The sequence below is a fragment of the Vulcanisaeta sp. genome (assembly GCF_049966235.1).
In the GTDB taxonomy this organism is placed as follows: Archaea; Thermoproteota; Thermoprotei; order Thermoproteales; family Thermocladiaceae; genus Vulcanisaeta; species Vulcanisaeta moutnovskia.
In genome coordinates, this window is the sequence record NZ_JBMFVA010000009.1 from 1 (window position 1) to 14,103 (window position 14,103).

The window sequence follows — 14,103 nt, forward strand, 5'->3', positions numbered from 1 at the left end:
TCACAATTCGTTGGTTTCTTCTTGGATGCGTATGACTTGACCTTTGTTACGGCAATGACTACTATATTGGCCGCGGTGCTCATGCCTCCAACCCTGTCTAAGTCTGTTGTTGGTTATTTCTTGACGTTGCTTGGTTATGCTTTTACAATGATCGCGAGGCCTGTGGGTAGTGCTATTTTTGGTAATTTTGCCGACAAAATTGGTAGGAGGGATACGTTGATGATTACTATTCTTGGTTATGGAATAATGAGTGCCGTCACTGCCGCAATACCGACCTATGCCCAGATTGGTTGGGTTGCCTTCTGGATATATGCTGCCATTAGGTTCATACTCGGTATATTCGTTGGTGGCGAGTACGCTGCTGGTCATCCATTCGCCATGGAGTACTCCGCACCTAGGTGGAGGGCTGTTTTCTTTTTTGTGTTGACAAGTGTCTTTTTGTTTTGTTTGTTTTTATTTTCTTTGTTTGTTTATCCCCCTTAGTGCTATTAGGTATGCTGAGGCTGTGTGCCTATCCAGGCCGTATTTCCTCATTACCTCATCATGTTGTTGCGAGTTCGTTGTTCCTTTGGGGTTTACATAGATGGTTCTCATGGCATAAAGTGGTGCCTTGTAGGATATCACCTCTATTGCCCTGCTCCTGAAAATGCTTACCCTATAGTTGTAGTTTCTCGAGCCTCTATCGCCATCATTCCTCACCCAGTAATATCTAAGATAACCAATGGTCCTGGGATTCTCCAAGGATATTGCTGAAACACCATGGTGATAGGCATAATTTAACAGCCCATGTATTGCCTGGTGTATTTTCGTCCATGCAACCACCCCTTTAAACCCTCTAGTCGTTACCTCCCTGAACCAAAACGTCTTCACATCCCTCAACCTACCACCCTCATCCACTATGGCTAGGTTCAACCTATCAGTATTTACATCAACACCACCAATCAGATTCCCCCTAGGCTCACTATACCTCCTCATAACATCGAGGTATAGGCTATACGGCACCATGATCTGCAGACCACAGTACAGGTGCGTGTTGCCGGGGCGGAAGTTGTATCCCCTAACCACTACCCTAGCTGGGTAGCCCACTTCATACTTGCCTGCCCTCTCTATGAGCGCCTTCAACAGTTCCACATAGCCCTTAGGCGTCCTCAGCCCTATGTCTATCCTTTTTGAAGCCCCATCATAATTCAGCACCAGCACCTCAGCCCTATTTACTGATAACAGCCTTATGTTCAAATTCCCCCTCTTCTCGCTCTCCGCCTCACTCTGGAATAATAACCACTGCCTTAGTTCTATGTCCTTTTATGTTCATCCCTAGCTTCCTAGCACTCCTAAGTGTTGAGTGCACCAGAGTTGCCACCCCATCTATGTACCTCCTATTTGGTAGAAGCTCATAGCACCTCTCACGGGCATACTTAAGGAAGCTTGCTTGCGAAAAGCCAAGCAGGGCATCATTACCCTTTACATCGTTTAATAGCCTATGGGCACACAACTTGGAAAACCAAGCAGTATACCAAATCAACTTAGCCTCCTCCCCATTGACCGTGAAGGGAATGCTCATAGCAATGTAATATGGCAAGCCCGTATCCTTCATTTAGGGATATATACCCCAGAAGGTTTTTTAAACCCTTTCCTTTAGGATAGGTCTTGGTGGTCCTTGGTTCCCGAGACCCGTGGGCGAACCGCGGTGAGGGGGCCAGGGAGTCGCCGCAATGAAGCCAGGGGCGGAAATAAACAACCAACAACCGCTCCGACAGAGCGGTTCTGGTGTTGGTTTTGGTTATAGCTCCGGCATATTCATTAGTGCTTGGATGCCCCTCTACTCAATACCACTGTATGGTGTCTTCCACGCCATTGAGGGTACAAATATTTGGTTTGTGGCTGCCTTCTGGCTTATTTTGGCAGGTATTATTTATGGCGCTGCGGTGGCCATAGGTCCCGAGACAATAGGTGTTGATTTAAGGATAGTTAGGGAGAAGTAATTTTGGCGTTTTTAATGTTACAAATAAAAATGTAAAAATTTTCTCTATTTTCTCCCTTAATAATCACAATCTTCACCTCCTCCTATACTTTGCATTTAGCCAGGCGTTTATGAATTCCTTTATTTTTGCCTCTTTTCTTCTTATTTTCGGATTCCCTTATGCACCTATTTACGCACTCTGTGTATTCCTCCTAGCGCTTTTCGTACTTCCTGCACTTCCTATAGCATTCTAAAATCATTGCTTATTATTGTTATTGCTGCCGTATTTTAGGCCCTGTGCGAAGGCCTTCAGGTTTTTATCGGTGTCTCTCCTAATGTTTGTTCTAATTGATTCCTCAATTATGTTTTGTGGTATGTAATTGCTTAGTTTCATTATTGAGTATAGGGCGCCCAGTATTACCGTGTTTTCGTAGATTACATTACCCAGTCTAATGGCATCGTTGTAGGCATTCACAATGTAAATATTCTTAATACTCCCTTTCAACATGCTCTCTAGATCCTCTATACTTGGTATTTTCTGTTTCGTTGCTGTTGGCCTTATTAACCTCCTATTTACTATAAATATTGTATTTTCATTAGCATAGTCAAGGGCTCTGAATGCTTCGAGTATTTCGAACGCGACAATAATATCAGCGCCTCCCTTAGGTATTAGTGGCGCATCCACGTCCCCTATCCTAACATGAACATCTATGGAACCACCCCTTTGACTGAGGCCGTGAGTTTCTGCAACCAATGCCTTGTAACCAGCCCTTATTGCTGCATCGCCAAGTATTGTCGCGAAGGTCACTAACCCCTGACCTCCGACCCCAGCTAGGTATATGTTAAGTCTCATAATCACCACCTCACATTTCAGCCCACTTCCTTAGCCAATCCTTAACATTGCCCTCCGGCTTAATAGCATCGTATGGACAAACCTGGGCGCATACTGAGCATCCAACGCACATGTTGGGGTCAATCCAAGCCTTCCTATTTTCAAGGGGCACAATTGCTGGGCATGCAATTAGGTTATAGCATATTCCACAGGCCCTGCAGGCGTCTGGGTTCACGTAGTAACGCGTCACGTAATTTCTAAATAACCTGGCGGCCTCTAGCGCGCAGCCTCTCTTCATTACCACGACTGCAACACCACCCTTCTTAACCACGTTCATGGCCTCCATCAGAACTTCCTGAGCCCTCTTACTATCAAATGGATCTATGGTCCTCGCATAATCCACACCTACTGCCTTGGCAACGTCCTCAATGTTAATTGCACTTGTGGGATTTGGTTGACCACCCGTCATTGCTGTAACCCTATTATCGAGGATCAGTATCAGCATTGGTGTCTTGTTATAGACCGCGTTAACTAGGGCGGGTAGGCCTGTGTGGAAGAATGTTGAGTCTCCAATTATTGATATTACCATGGTCCTACCATTAGTACCGTGATAGAGACCCATGCCTAGACCTAGGGAACTACCCATGTTCGTTAGTAAATCCTGTTCATTGAATGGGTTATTAATACCTAAGCTATAGCAACCAATATCACCACTAAATATGGGTTTAACGCCTGACTTTGCCGTGGCAACCTTTAATTCATAGAATGATGCTGCGTGCGGGCATCCTGGGCAGAAGACTGGTGGTCTTGACGGTGGTGTGTAATCAACCTTAACAGTCTTTATTGATGTAAGTGGGTTTTCAATATCGAGGGCCTTTGATAATCCGCTCATTACGGAATTAATTGTTAATTCACCAACCCTGTTAAAGATGTTCTCAGCCTTACCAAGTATTGGCACCCTAATGCCCTCATCATAAAGTAGGGCCTTTAATTGATACTCAATTACTGGATCTCCCTCCTCAATAACAATAACCTTATCAGTCCTAGTAACAGCATCAGTAATGACCTTTCTGGGTAATGGGACAGGAGTCGCCACATTTAATATGCTTGCCCTTATGCCGTAATTCTTAACGGTCTCTAATGCGTATGTAAAGGCTACACCACTGGTTATTATGAGGGTTTTACCATCATTAATGTAGGTATGTGGCAATTCATTAACACCTCTCTCAATATTACTCCACCTCCTTAGTAGATCCTCCTTAAGTGAACGGGCATGCGCAGGTATTAGTGCGTGTCTTCTTGGATCCTTAACGTACTCCCTTGCGTATTTAGGAACCTCTGGTGTACATATTGTTACTGGGCCCCTTACATGGGATACCCTGGTGACTGTCCTCATCATTACTGGATGACCATACTTCTCACTAAATTCAATGGCAAGCCTTATGAAGTCCTTGGCGCTCTGCGGATCATAAGGCTCAAAGACAGGGATATAGGCATGGAGACCAACCCACCTATTGTCTTGTTCGTTCTGACTACTCCACATGTTTGGATCGTCAGCCGTGACTATAACAAATCCGCCCTTAACGCCTGTATAGGCACTTGACATTAGTGGGTCCATGGCTACGTTAAGTCCCACGTGCTTCATTGTTGTCATTGACCTAGCGCCAGAGAGAGCTGCGCCATAGGCCACCTCAAAGGCAACCTTCTCATTACTACTCCACTCAGCGTAGATTCCGAACTCCTTACCATAATCAATTAGGTACTCAATTATTTCACTTGATGGTGTACCTGGATAGCCAGCAGCAACCGCTACTCCAGCCTCCAATGCTCCATGGGCAATCGCATGATTACCAAGTATTAACCTAGTCGTGCAGTTACTCATCAATCGTGAATAGGTATATTTAATTTAAAGCCTTTCTCCTAGAACTTGATAAATTAGTTAGTGGTATATTGATTGGGTATGAGTATATAGTATATATACTCAGCATAGAATGATATCGTCACGCATCCGCATGTCTAGGGCTCATCACAAGTGCTTTACTAGTAATACTAGTTTATATATTTAAGGCATACAAGCAAAAATCGCGCGTTTCTAGGTATTACACTAGTTATTTTAATTGCTTATTTAATATTACCTGATTCATAATCGATCTCGTGAACAGTATGAGGAGGAACTTGGCAATACTCCTGGTAGTAATGGCAGTAACAATCTCGGTAATAGCCCTAGCTAGTCAGTATCAGGTTGCGCCAAATGCCAACTCTCCGTCAACAATAAACCAGCCATACTACGCAATACTCGAGTACATAGACTACATAAACACAACGAGAACTGTGACCCTCGCGCCTGGCCAGTCAATGACGATACAGGCGCCATTACCTCCTGGCCCAGGTTATGTATTAAGTTATGTTAAGGTTAATGTTAATCCGCCATCGCCAGCCATACTAATCAGCGGTAACAATGTTATGTATGGTAAGAATGAAGTCGGTGCAATAATCAGCGCCTATACAACGAGTAACACACTATCAATAGCCAACTCCGGTAATCAACCGTTGAATGAGACGGTATCGGTGACGTACGTATTCGTGAATGAGAAATACCTTGCACTGAATACCTCTGCTTCATCATTTACGTTAGATATATCAATTCCTGATAACACAATACAGTATGTGACACAGCAAGTGGTTGAGTTGTCAATACCGAATTACATGCCCTTCGAAATAGCGGGTGTGGCGTTACCTAATGGAACAACACTATCACAACTAGTCTCTGCCTGGAGTCCACTGGCTAATTATATAAAGGTTGAGCCGAAGTACGTGGAACTAACGGCAAATGAGCTACCACCTGGTCAGTACCAGATAACGATTAATTATGGTAGCGAGTACGTAATGCCGAGTGCAATGCTAATTAAGGGTACGGAGTTCCTAAACTACACTGTTAATCCAGGCCAGACACTGGAAATAACTGGTTCAGAGTTTGGTGTTCCGCCTGGTTGGAACCTACTGGGTTACATAGTTGCTGTTTACACTGTTCAGCCATTGGTTGTTGGTGAGCAGCCCGGTCACTTCGAGATGGTCGCTAACATGGTTTCCCCAGCCTATCTATACAGTGACTTAATACAAGTCAGTGGTATTAGCTACCTACTGCCACCGTTCATAAGGTTTGCGCCGATGATAGGGATTTACATAGTTTATGATAGGTACTTCGAGATCGTTGATAACCTGAATGTGCCGCTCGTCGTGACTTTCATGCCAATAATATACAAGCCAGTTGGACAATGGGTTAATGGTAATTTAGAAGCCACTGTCACGGATGCCGATGTGTCCAGTGGTTTATGGACAGCACTTGTTGTTCAGTTACCCGAAATAGCGCATGTGTACAAGATAGTCACACCAAGCGGTACTGTGTACACTGGTTTAGTGGATTCAGAAATACCATGGGGCTCTGCGGAGAGACTGGTCTCAATAAGCCCTGATGGTTCCCAGGCATACATAGCCATTTCAACTCTTGGTGTTAGTGAGACTGGTACATACACAGTCTATGTTAATTGGACACCAATAACAATGCACTTCACAAACACGCTAAATGCCCCAATAAGCAATGTTAAGGTTGAGGCTAGTGTGAATGGTTCGCTCATAGCAAGTAGTGTTAGTGATGCAAGTGGTAATGCGTACATAAACATTAATGAGCCTTCACCATTCATGGCGACCGTGTATTATGATAATGTGCCCATTTACTACGTTAATGTGAATTCATTAATTAATCAACCAATTGGTATAACAATAGGTCTGTATAACGTGACGGTGCTATTTGTTGGTGCGAGGAACCAGGCGATATCCCATGCAAAGATATCACTATATAGAGTTGGTACTGGCCCGATCTACAATGGTACAACGGGTAGTACAGGAACGACTGGATTTGCAAACATCTTAGGTGGAACATACCTAGTGACTGCCCAGTATGGTAACCTGAAATACAGTGAGTTGGTGACGATAAATGGAAATGACGTAATAACAATAAAGTCGGATATATTAGCCATAATTGATGGGTTCCCAATAACCACCGTAGAGGCCTTAATAGGCACGCTGGGATTAGGTGGTGCTGCAGCTATAGCCTTTGCCTTCGCTAATAGGAAGAGCGGTAAGGATTATGAAGTTGTGACCATGTGAGTTCTTTCGTTAAAATCAATTAAAAATCAAAATTAATTTCTTTAAATCAATCATTTATTCCTCCTATCATACTCAATTCTCAATTCCCTAGCTAGTTCCATCACCTTATTTAGTAATTCATTACTAACATCAAAGACCTCATGTATCGAAACTAATTGCCTATACTCCCTATCAAATCTTGAGAATTCCCTCCTAATCTTCTCACCTCTTTGTGACCTAATTCTCCTAAGTAGGGCTTCACCCCATGAAATTAGCCTTTGGCTATCGTTCTCCAGTTTCCTCACTATTAACGGTCTAATCACCTTAAATTGTTCATCAGTAAGCTCAATTATTGCATATGCGAATTCACCCTCAAAGCCTCTCTCTATTATGTCGATCAATTTCTCCTTAACACTCAACAACTTCCTCTCCACCTCCTGTTTAGGCAGCCAGGAAATAACTACGTTGGGTAGTACCGAAAGTCCTAAACCGGTTAAATGCCTATTCACTAATCCCTGAACCTCATCATTGCTTACATACGTTAGTATTAATATGAATCGCCTCATGATTCCCTCATGTAAATATTCAAGGCATTAATTATTAATTCTTTAATAACTGAATCCTCAATGTTCCCCCGTAATAATATTCTTACAGATATTAATTCCCTGCGTGATCCATCATCATAGCCTACGAATTCCCACTCAAGACCATTAATGATCTCCTTTCGATAAATCAACCGCACATCACCAACCTTAATTGATCGATCGATTGGTAAACTCCATGGAGCAATCATGTCTATACTAAGTACCTTCTCCTCATTGCCAAGACTTAGTAGCCTTGCCAATGAAGTATTTCCACACGTGTACTCCTTAATCTCACCCCTATCAATTATATCAATGTCACTGCACTGCATTGTTCGGCAATACCACCAACTCTCAATTTATTACTTTAACTCAAAGAAAGATTTAAATACTAAGTAATATTTGAAATACTTGATTAACATGTCTAGCAGTTCTAGCAATAGTGAGGAGAGTAGTGAGAGAAAGACTGTGACTATTAGGGGATTAAGTACTGACATTTATGACAGGGTAAGCAGGTTAGCCAAGGAGACAGGTACGACAGTGGGTGAAATAGTGAATGAGGCACTCAGGAGGTATATAGCGACTCTAGAGAATATATCTAAGGCCATTGATAACATGATTAGGGCTGGGGATGTAGTTATGATAAGTGGTGTCTCGTCATTAACAGTGACGAGGGCCGATCTCGAGTCATTAGATAAGCCCGTGGTTTTTAGAGACATGGATGAGCTTGCCTTTGCTGATGATGTTAATAATGACCTCATTAAGAATAAGGTTGCCAGGATAGTTAATGTTAATACGGTTTATGTACCTAAGTCAGTATCAACACTGCTAATAGCTTCGAAGAGCGAGTTCGTTAAGAAAATAGTACCTAGATGATGATTAATTTTAATTAGGGCGCACCTAGTTAAAATTATGTGAAGGTTCTTGTTGTTGGTATTGGTTCAATGGGCTTGAACCACATTAAGGTGCTTACGCAATTGAAGAAGGAGAATCTAGTGACGGAGATATACGCCGTAGACATTGATAAGCAAAGGCTGGACATTGCCAAGAATCAAGGTGCCGATCTAGTATTCACCGATTTTCATGAAGTCATACCACGCAAGCCGGACCTGGGTATAATCGCATTACCAACAAGGCTTCATTACACAGTTACTAACGAACTCATGGATTACATGGACCTATTGGTAGAGAAGCCAATCACCGAGAAACTAGGTGAGGCATTGGACTTATACCGTAAGTCGAAGGCTCTCGGAAGAAGGGTTTTTGTGGGTTATATTGAGAGGTTTAACCCCGTATATAAGGCCTTAATTAATGATATTGGTAATGAGAAGCCCATGTACGTAGAGACCATAAGGATTGGTAAGTTAAGAGGTAATCCCCAATCATATGGCAATGTGCTTCTTGACCTTGGAATTCACGATATAGATCTTGCGCTTAATATGGTCAATGAGGATAAGGTTAAGGTCCTGGGTAATGTACTTAGGGGTGATCCCATTAGTACGGCATGGCTCATGCTTAGCATCGGTGGCTCTATACATGTCCTTCATGTATCCTGGGATTACGAATTTAGGATAAGGAAAATGCATGTAACATTAAGGAATAGGTATTATGAGGCTGACTTATTAAATAAGGTACTTATTCGTAATGGAACAAAGCACATGATAGAGAGTACTGATCAATTAAGGCAGGAATTAATGCATGTAATAAATGTTTTAAGGGGTATTGAGAGGCCAATCATAGACATTACTGATGGCATTAGGGCATTAGCTATAATTGATGGTATATTAATGAATAAGTCCATTATAGACTTGAATGAATTACTAATGTGAATAATCAATAATTGACCTAACCCTAACAATGTACTTACTAGCCAGGTCCTCAGTCCACTTGGGTAATCTTAATGTGCTGATAACCTCATTAATCAAGATCTCAGCATCATCACAATCATCTAAACCTTGATCCCTACAGATCTTCACTAAATACCTACTCCTAGCCTCAAATAAATCCCTATCCATAGTGATCCTATTGCAGTCATGGTCATAAGTCCACCCCCTCCTGAGGTCTCTCAAATGAAGAAGTAGATGCGCAGCAATCCTGCCTAAGTCCATAGGCCCTGACACAACGTACATACCCTCATTAATAGCATAACAACTGTTATGACCCATGTATATATTCGTCATCAATTAAATAAACGAACTAAAGTAAATAAAGATAACACTTTTAATGGCTAAGGGTCATTAACGTTATACGACAGGATAGAACTCATACAAGAGGTTAGAGACGTAGAATATTAAATTCTCAAGTGCATGAAAAGGGAAGAACGTAATTGGTGGGCCCGCCGGGATTTGAACCCGGGATCTCCCGCGTTCTCAGGGATTTCCTCGTGAGGCGGGCATCCTAACCGCTAGACTACGGGCCCGACGGAGAGTAGATTTATAGGAATTTTAAGTTTTTGGGACCCTTAGTATTTGTTTGACCAGACAAGGACTTAGTCCCAATAAGGATAGAGCATTTAATTTATGGTTATTTTAGATTAAGCTTTGTTTAGGATCCTTGGTTTTAGTTGGTTTAATGTTAAATTTCCTTGTTCTTTGGTTGTTTTGTTTCTTTTGTGCATTTTTGTCTTGTCACTATTATTATCTTGATCTTTATTGTTCTTTTGATCTTGTTTCGTTTTTGAACTATGTTAACTAGATAGAATGTTTTATATCTAGATTTGTTAAGGCAATTTTTTGACATGAATAGGGAGATAAAGGTTAATGGGCTTCCCTACAGGACCCGTGTTTATATAAATAACCAAGTCCTGATACCATCAAATCTCGTGAAACTCCTTGGTATTGAGAAAAGCCTATTTGCTAATGTGGTTATTAGGCATGAGGGTAGGATTATCAATATTAGTAGAGTTAAGTTGTTGAGGAATAGGCGTGCCACTTCTAGGCAGTTTACTATTCCTAGGGAGGTTAGGGAGGCCTACGGCGTTAAGCCTCTTGATGAGATTGAGATAGTGAATATTGAACCTGCCGAGACCATTAATAATAGGAGAGATGAATTATTACGGCATTAGGTTAGGTTTTCCGTAACCTCTCTGCCTCCATTATCTTTACTATACTTATGTACAGTACTATTGCAGCTGGTATGTAATAAAGTGGTAATCCACCATGTATTGGTATTGTTGGATACGTAAAGATGTGCAGGTTCTTAATATAGCCCCATGAATGCGGTATATGACCACTAAAGAGCCAGAACATCGCATCCTCGCTCCACACAGCCACATCCGCAGCGAATAACCACTGCCAGAAATCACCAAAGGCTATCCAGGGTATTGCAAGTACAATGGCCACACCAATCCTATAAAGCCACATGCCCAACCATGGGTGGTAATGAACAAGGGCTAGGTACCAGGAGTTTGATGGGTCGTGGTGAAATGCGTATACGAGCTCTGGTAGTATCATTGTCTCAATCATTGCATAGCCTATGCCTGTCATTAATGGTGGTATCGTTAATTTAGCCCAATTAACCATTTTTCAATTAAGGGAAAATAGCAGCCCTTATTAACCTTGCTATCCTATTATTGTCTTTGTTTTGTATATTTTTATTCCTTCCTTCTTAAGCTCATTTATTACCTGGTTTAGTATGGCCTTATTCCTCATGTATGTCTCCTCGATCGGTGTTAGTCCCTCACCCTTTATTTCGCCCCTAGCTGCTAAATCTGCCACGATGGCTGCTGTGAAGCCAGTTAGCCTAGCCATTGATGTGAAGTCACCCTGGGCATAATCAACACCCTCGAACCTAACAATTGCAGTTTCACCACCAATCTTACCCCTAGCCTCAACAACCGTTATTGAGAAGTCATTAGTGCCAGTCTTCAATGACTTGGAGAGTACGTACTTAGCAGTCTCAATATCATTCAAAAGTCCAAGATCCTTAAGAACGCTCATAACCTCCAAATGCCTCCTCCACCTAATAGTTCTCTCATAAGCGTTTTTCAAAGTCCTGAAGTGCCTAGGTAATGTGACTAATAACGTGCTTAGACCATCAGTATAGAACTCGGCAAAATCACCGTTAACGAGCCATGTCTGGAATGGGAATATTTCGGTAAGGGGTTCGACATTAACCACCTTACCATCCCTAATAATTGTTGCGGGCCTAACATATTCATCAATAGTACTCTCAAGTGAGAAGAGTGATTCGTAGTAAAGCGGTGGTTTTGGACTGACTGGGTTACCACCAACATGTATGCCGACTTCCTCAATAACCTCAAGTTCACTAGCCGCAGCCATAGCCAGTAGGTTCGTTAGCCCAGGTGCCCAGCCCATGGCCGGTATGATGATCGATCCATTGCTTAACCTACGAGCTAATTCCTCATCGTACTTCCACATGAATATTAGGTCAATCACTGGTTTACCTAACTCATGGATCCTAAGGACTACTTGATCAGCGATTGATTGTGGGACTGCACTAATAATTACGTCATTCTCACTGGCAATACGTTTAAGGGTTTCATCGCCCCTAACATCAGCCTTAACAGCATTATTAAGTCCAATCCTCCTAGCCTCATTGATTGCATCATCACTTGCATCATAACCATTAACAACATGACCCGTATGCCTAACTAAGTAGTAGGCAATTGCACGACCCATAGGACCCAAACCAACAACACCAATAGAAACCACAGCAGAGTCACTATACATCCTTATTATTAAGCTCTAACTAGGTCATTGATTACCTGTCTCTTCACTTTCCTCAGTGCTCATATAGTAATAATACTCACCGAGTTCCCTCTGTAGGCGGTCTAGGTATGAGTACCTCTTGTTTATTCTCGGCCTACCTACCTGTGGTTCTCTCCTAAACGTCACATCCTGACTCCTCAGAAACTCATTCATACCAGTTCTTAGGTCTGTTGGTGGTTCTGCAATACCATGCTTACCTGGTTCTCCGAGGAATATCATGACCGAGGTACTTAAATAATCAATCATTGTTATGTCATGCTCAATCACCAGAGCAACCACATCTCTCTCCTCAATTATCCTCCTAATTACTGACGCAACCCTAACTCTTTGCTCAATATCCAGGTAAGCCATTGGCTCATCAAGCAGGTAAACCTCCGCATCCTTAAGTAATGACCCGGCTACAACGACTCTTTGAAGCTCACCACCACTTAGGCTTGATAACTCCCTATCCATTAATGGAGTTAATGATAATCCATTAGCCAGGTCAGGCCAGATAATCCTTGAGCTAAAGTCATTACCTGCTATCATGGCTAAGTACTCCCTAACTGTCTTATCACCATACTTAACGGCTAAATCCCTAACGTACTGAGGCTTATAACTAATCCTGACCTCACCATGAGGAATCACAACGCCGGAATCAGGCTCTATCTCATTAACAAGGAGTCTAGCAAATGTGGTCTTACCAATACCATTAGGGCCTAGCACGCCAATGACCTCACCCCTATGTATGACTCCAGCCTTAACCTCAAGCTCAAAATCACTAAGCTTCTTCGTTAAGTCAGTCCACTCAAGTAATATGTGCTCTCTTTGAATAGGCCTTGGTGCTGGTTTAACCCTAAACTTAATGGGTTCTCTCCTAATTAGCATATTCTCACTTGTTAAGTAACCATTAAGGTATTCGTTAATACCCTCCCTGGCGCCCCTCATGTGGGACACTACGCCATATGCGCCAGGCTTACCGTAAAGAATAACCACTTGATCGGCTAGGTAATCAAGCACGGCTAAATCGTGGTCTATAACGATCACGTACTTATTACCACTAGCAGTGTCCTTAATTGCCTCAGCAACTCTTAGTCTTTCAACAATGTCTAGGTGCGTTGTTGGTTCATCGAATATGTACGTATCCGAATTCCTAAGTAATGCCGCAGCAATAGCGAGTCTCTGAAGTTCACCACCACTTAACTTACTAACATCTCTATCAAGCAGGTACATCAGATTTAGTTTTTCTGCAATCTTCATGACATTACCCTCATCACTGCTTATCTTCATTAACACGTCCTTAACCGTACCTTTAACATACATGGGTATTAACTCGATATATTGAGGCTTATGAACAACCTTAATCTCACCCTTATAGAGCCTTGATAAGTAGGGTTGTAACTCCGTGCCCCTGAAAAACCTTATGACATCATCCACGGAAGTCTGCGCATTAGTGCATAGATTCGGCATTAATTCGCCAGCAAGTATCTTGGCTATTGTTGTCTTACCCATGGCATTCTGGCCAATTATTCCAAGCACCCTCCCCAACTTGGGCATGGGTAGTCTAAAGAGCTTGAAGCCACTGGGGCCATACTGATGAACGCAGTCCTCGCCTAATTCACTTGGTAGGTTAACAATGGTTATTGCCTCAAAGGGGCATTTCCTAATGCATATACCGCAGGCTGTACATAGGTCTGTTATGACAGGATGACCCAACTGCTCATCCATGTATATTGCCCTCTTACCACCCCTAACTATTGGGCAGAACCTAATGCACTCTTGGCTGCACTTCCTTGGTTGGCATAGGTCCTTATCAACAACAGCTATCCTGACGGGCATTATCGACGGTTTATGGAGGATTAAGTGAAATTAAAC

General features: G+C 42.5%; 16 protein-coding genes and 1 tRNA gene. 6 read left to right on the plus strand and 11 right to left on the minus strand.

The genetic code is table 11. The features are described from left to right. A partial coding sequence (locus tag ACP5L5_RS06610) for an MFS transporter (RefSeq protein ID WP_428762513.1) occupies nucleotides 1–483 on the plus strand: 483 nt, incomplete at its 5' end. Here ACP5L5_RS06610 and ACP5L5_RS06615 read toward each other — a convergent pair. Both ACP5L5_RS06615 and ACP5L5_RS06620 read right to left on the minus strand, forming a co-directional pair. Further along, nucleotides 454–1,236, minus strand: coding sequence for a transposase (locus ACP5L5_RS06615; protein ID WP_428762515.1), 783 nt, complete (start codon nucleotides 1,234–1,236; stop codon nucleotides 454–456). The genes ACP5L5_RS06610 and ACP5L5_RS06615 overlap by 30 nt on opposite strands. Nucleotides 1,237–1,261: 25 nt before the next feature. Further along, on the minus strand, nucleotides 1,262–1,594 hold the full coding sequence (locus tag ACP5L5_RS06620; RefSeq protein WP_428762517.1) for a hypothetical protein: 333 nt from the start codon (nucleotides 1,592–1,594) through the stop codon (nucleotides 1,262–1,264). Nucleotides 1,595–1,712: 118 nt separating this feature from the next. Between ACP5L5_RS06620 and ACP5L5_RS06625 the strand changes: the two genes are divergently transcribed. Then, entirely contained in the window at nucleotides 1,713–1,982 is a 270-nt protein-coding gene (locus ACP5L5_RS06625; protein WP_428762519.1) for a hypothetical protein, read from the plus strand. 234 nt (nucleotides 1,983–2,216) lie between these two features. Here the strand turns inward: ACP5L5_RS06625 and ACP5L5_RS06630 are convergent, their stop codons facing one another. Both ACP5L5_RS06630 and iorA read right to left on the minus strand, forming a co-directional pair. Next, nucleotides 2,217–2,813, minus strand: coding sequence for an indolepyruvate oxidoreductase subunit beta (locus ACP5L5_RS06630; protein ID WP_048057259.1), 597 nt, complete (start codon nucleotides 2,811–2,813; stop codon nucleotides 2,217–2,219). A gap of 10 nt (nucleotides 2,814–2,823) precedes the next feature. Then, the gene (gene iorA, locus ACP5L5_RS06635; RefSeq protein WP_428762521.1) at nucleotides 2,824–4,674 is read right to left on the minus strand and encodes an indolepyruvate ferredoxin oxidoreductase subunit alpha; all 1,851 of its coding nucleotides are present in this window, start codon (nucleotides 4,672–4,674) and stop codon (nucleotides 2,824–2,826) included. A 281-nt stretch (nucleotides 4,675–4,955) separates the two neighbouring features. On the opposite strand from iorA, the gene ACP5L5_RS06640 reads away from it, so the two are divergent. Then, nucleotides 4,956–6,959: a hypothetical protein gene (locus ACP5L5_RS06640; RefSeq protein ID WP_428762523.1), complete on the plus strand. Its 2,004-nt coding sequence runs from the start codon at nucleotides 4,956–4,958 to the stop codon at nucleotides 6,957–6,959. A gap of 50 nt (nucleotides 6,960–7,009) precedes the next feature. On the opposite strand, the gene ACP5L5_RS06645 is transcribed toward ACP5L5_RS06640, so the two are convergent. Both ACP5L5_RS06645 and ACP5L5_RS06650 read right to left on the minus strand, forming a co-directional pair. Further along, entirely contained in the window at nucleotides 7,010–7,504 is a 495-nt protein-coding gene (locus ACP5L5_RS06645) for a hypothetical protein (RefSeq protein ID WP_013605000.1), read from the minus strand. Beyond that, nucleotides 7,501–7,851 carry a hypothetical protein gene (locus ACP5L5_RS06650; RefSeq protein WP_428762525.1) on the minus strand — a complete coding sequence of 117 codons (351 nt, stop codon included), beginning with the start codon at nucleotides 7,849–7,851 and terminating at the stop codon, nucleotides 7,501–7,503. Before ACP5L5_RS06650 ends, ACP5L5_RS06645 begins: the two co-directional genes overlap by 4 nt. Nucleotides 7,852–7,939: 88 nt before the next feature. Here ACP5L5_RS06650 and ACP5L5_RS06655 point away from each other — a divergent pair, with 88 nt between their 5' ends. Together ACP5L5_RS06655 and ACP5L5_RS06660 are read left to right on the plus strand one after the other, a co-directional pair. Beyond that, nucleotides 7,940–8,395 (plus strand): hypothetical protein, encoded by a 456-nt coding sequence (locus tag ACP5L5_RS06655; protein ID WP_273303143.1) that lies wholly within the window; start codon nucleotides 7,940–7,942, stop codon nucleotides 8,393–8,395. A 38-nt stretch (nucleotides 8,396–8,433) separates the two neighbouring features. After that, on the plus strand, nucleotides 8,434–9,348 hold the full coding sequence (locus ACP5L5_RS06660; RefSeq protein ID WP_428762527.1) for a Gfo/Idh/MocA family protein: 915 nt from the start codon (nucleotides 8,434–8,436) through the stop codon (nucleotides 9,346–9,348). On the opposite strand, the gene ACP5L5_RS06665 is transcribed toward ACP5L5_RS06660, so the two are convergent. Beyond that, entirely contained in the window at nucleotides 9,340–9,699 is a 360-nt protein-coding gene (locus ACP5L5_RS06665) for a hypothetical protein (protein WP_428762529.1), read from the minus strand. The genes ACP5L5_RS06660 and ACP5L5_RS06665 overlap by 9 nt on opposite strands. A gap of 147 nt (nucleotides 9,700–9,846) precedes the next feature. Continuing rightward, a tRNA-Val gene (locus ACP5L5_RS06670) sits at nucleotides 9,847–9,938 on the minus strand. A gap of 318 nt (nucleotides 9,939–10,256) precedes the next feature. On the opposite strand from ACP5L5_RS06670, the gene ACP5L5_RS06675 reads away from it, so the two are divergent. Then, a complete protein-coding gene (locus ACP5L5_RS06675) occupies nucleotides 10,257–10,583 on the plus strand; it encodes an AbrB/MazE/SpoVT family DNA-binding domain-containing protein (RefSeq protein WP_428762531.1) in 327 nt (108 codons plus the stop codon). A 1-nt stretch (nucleotide 10,584) separates the two neighbouring features. On the opposite strand, the gene ACP5L5_RS06680 is transcribed toward ACP5L5_RS06675, so the two are convergent. The 3 genes from ACP5L5_RS06680 to ACP5L5_RS06690 are packed head-to-tail and all read right to left on the minus strand — an operon-like array spanning nucleotide 10,585 to nucleotide 14,067. After that, a complete protein-coding gene (locus ACP5L5_RS06680; RefSeq protein WP_013605006.1) occupies nucleotides 10,585–11,040 on the minus strand; it encodes a hypothetical protein in 456 nt (151 codons plus the stop codon). Nucleotides 11,041–11,079: 39 nt separating this feature from the next. Continuing rightward, the gene (locus ACP5L5_RS06685) at nucleotides 11,080–12,192 is read right to left on the minus strand and encodes a saccharopine dehydrogenase C-terminal domain-containing protein (protein ID WP_428762533.1); all 1,113 of its coding nucleotides are present in this window, start codon (nucleotides 12,190–12,192) and stop codon (nucleotides 11,080–11,082) included. A 42-nt stretch (nucleotides 12,193–12,234) separates the two neighbouring features. Then, complete coding sequence (locus ACP5L5_RS06690) at nucleotides 12,235–14,067, minus strand: ribosome biogenesis/translation initiation ATPase RLI (protein WP_428762535.1); 1,833 nt, start codon at nucleotides 14,065–14,067, stop codon at nucleotides 12,235–12,237. Between the last annotated feature and the right edge of the window lie 36 nt (nucleotides 14,068–14,103).

What these genes read in the sequence shown, in the direction of transcription:
- ACP5L5_RS06620 (WP_428762517.1), bottom strand. Translation starts at nt 1,594, where the DNA reads ATGAAGGATACGGGCTTGCCATATTACATTGCTATGAGCATTCCCTTC.
- ACP5L5_RS06625 (WP_428762519.1), top strand. Translation starts at nt 1,713, where the DNA reads ATGAAGCCAGGGGCGGAAATAAACAACCAACAACCGCTCCGACAGAGC.
- ACP5L5_RS06630 (WP_048057259.1), bottom strand. Translation starts at nt 2,813, where the DNA reads ATGAGACTTAACATATACCTAGCTGGGGTCGGAGGTCAGGGGTTAGTG.
- iorA (WP_428762521.1), bottom strand. Translation starts at nt 4,674, where the DNA reads ATGAGTAACTGCACGACTAGGTTAATACTTGGTAATCATGCGATTGCC.
- ACP5L5_RS06640 (WP_428762523.1), top strand. Translation starts at nt 4,956, where the DNA reads ATGAGGAGGAACTTGGCAATACTCCTGGTAGTAATGGCAGTAACAATC.
- ACP5L5_RS06645 (WP_013605000.1), bottom strand. Translation starts at nt 7,504, where the DNA reads ATGAGGCGATTCATATTAATACTAACGTATGTAAGCAATGATGAGGTT.
- ACP5L5_RS06650 (WP_428762525.1), bottom strand. Translation starts at nt 7,851, where the DNA reads ATGCAGTGCAGTGACATTGATATAATTGATAGGGGTGAGATTAAGGAG.
- ACP5L5_RS06655 (WP_273303143.1), top strand. Translation starts at nt 7,940, where the DNA reads ATGTCTAGCAGTTCTAGCAATAGTGAGGAGAGTAGTGAGAGAAAGACT.
- ACP5L5_RS06665 (WP_428762529.1), bottom strand. Translation starts at nt 9,699, where the DNA reads ATGACGAATATATACATGGGTCATAACAGTTGTTATGCTATTAATGAG.
- ACP5L5_RS06675 (WP_428762531.1), top strand. Translation starts at nt 10,257, where the DNA reads ATGAATAGGGAGATAAAGGTTAATGGGCTTCCCTACAGGACCCGTGTT.
- ACP5L5_RS06680 (WP_013605006.1), bottom strand. Translation starts at nt 11,040, where the DNA reads ATGGTTAATTGGGCTAAATTAACGATACCACCATTAATGACAGGCATA.
- ACP5L5_RS06690 (WP_428762535.1), bottom strand. Translation starts at nt 14,067, where the DNA reads ATGCCCGTCAGGATAGCTGTTGTTGATAAGGACCTATGCCAACCAAGG.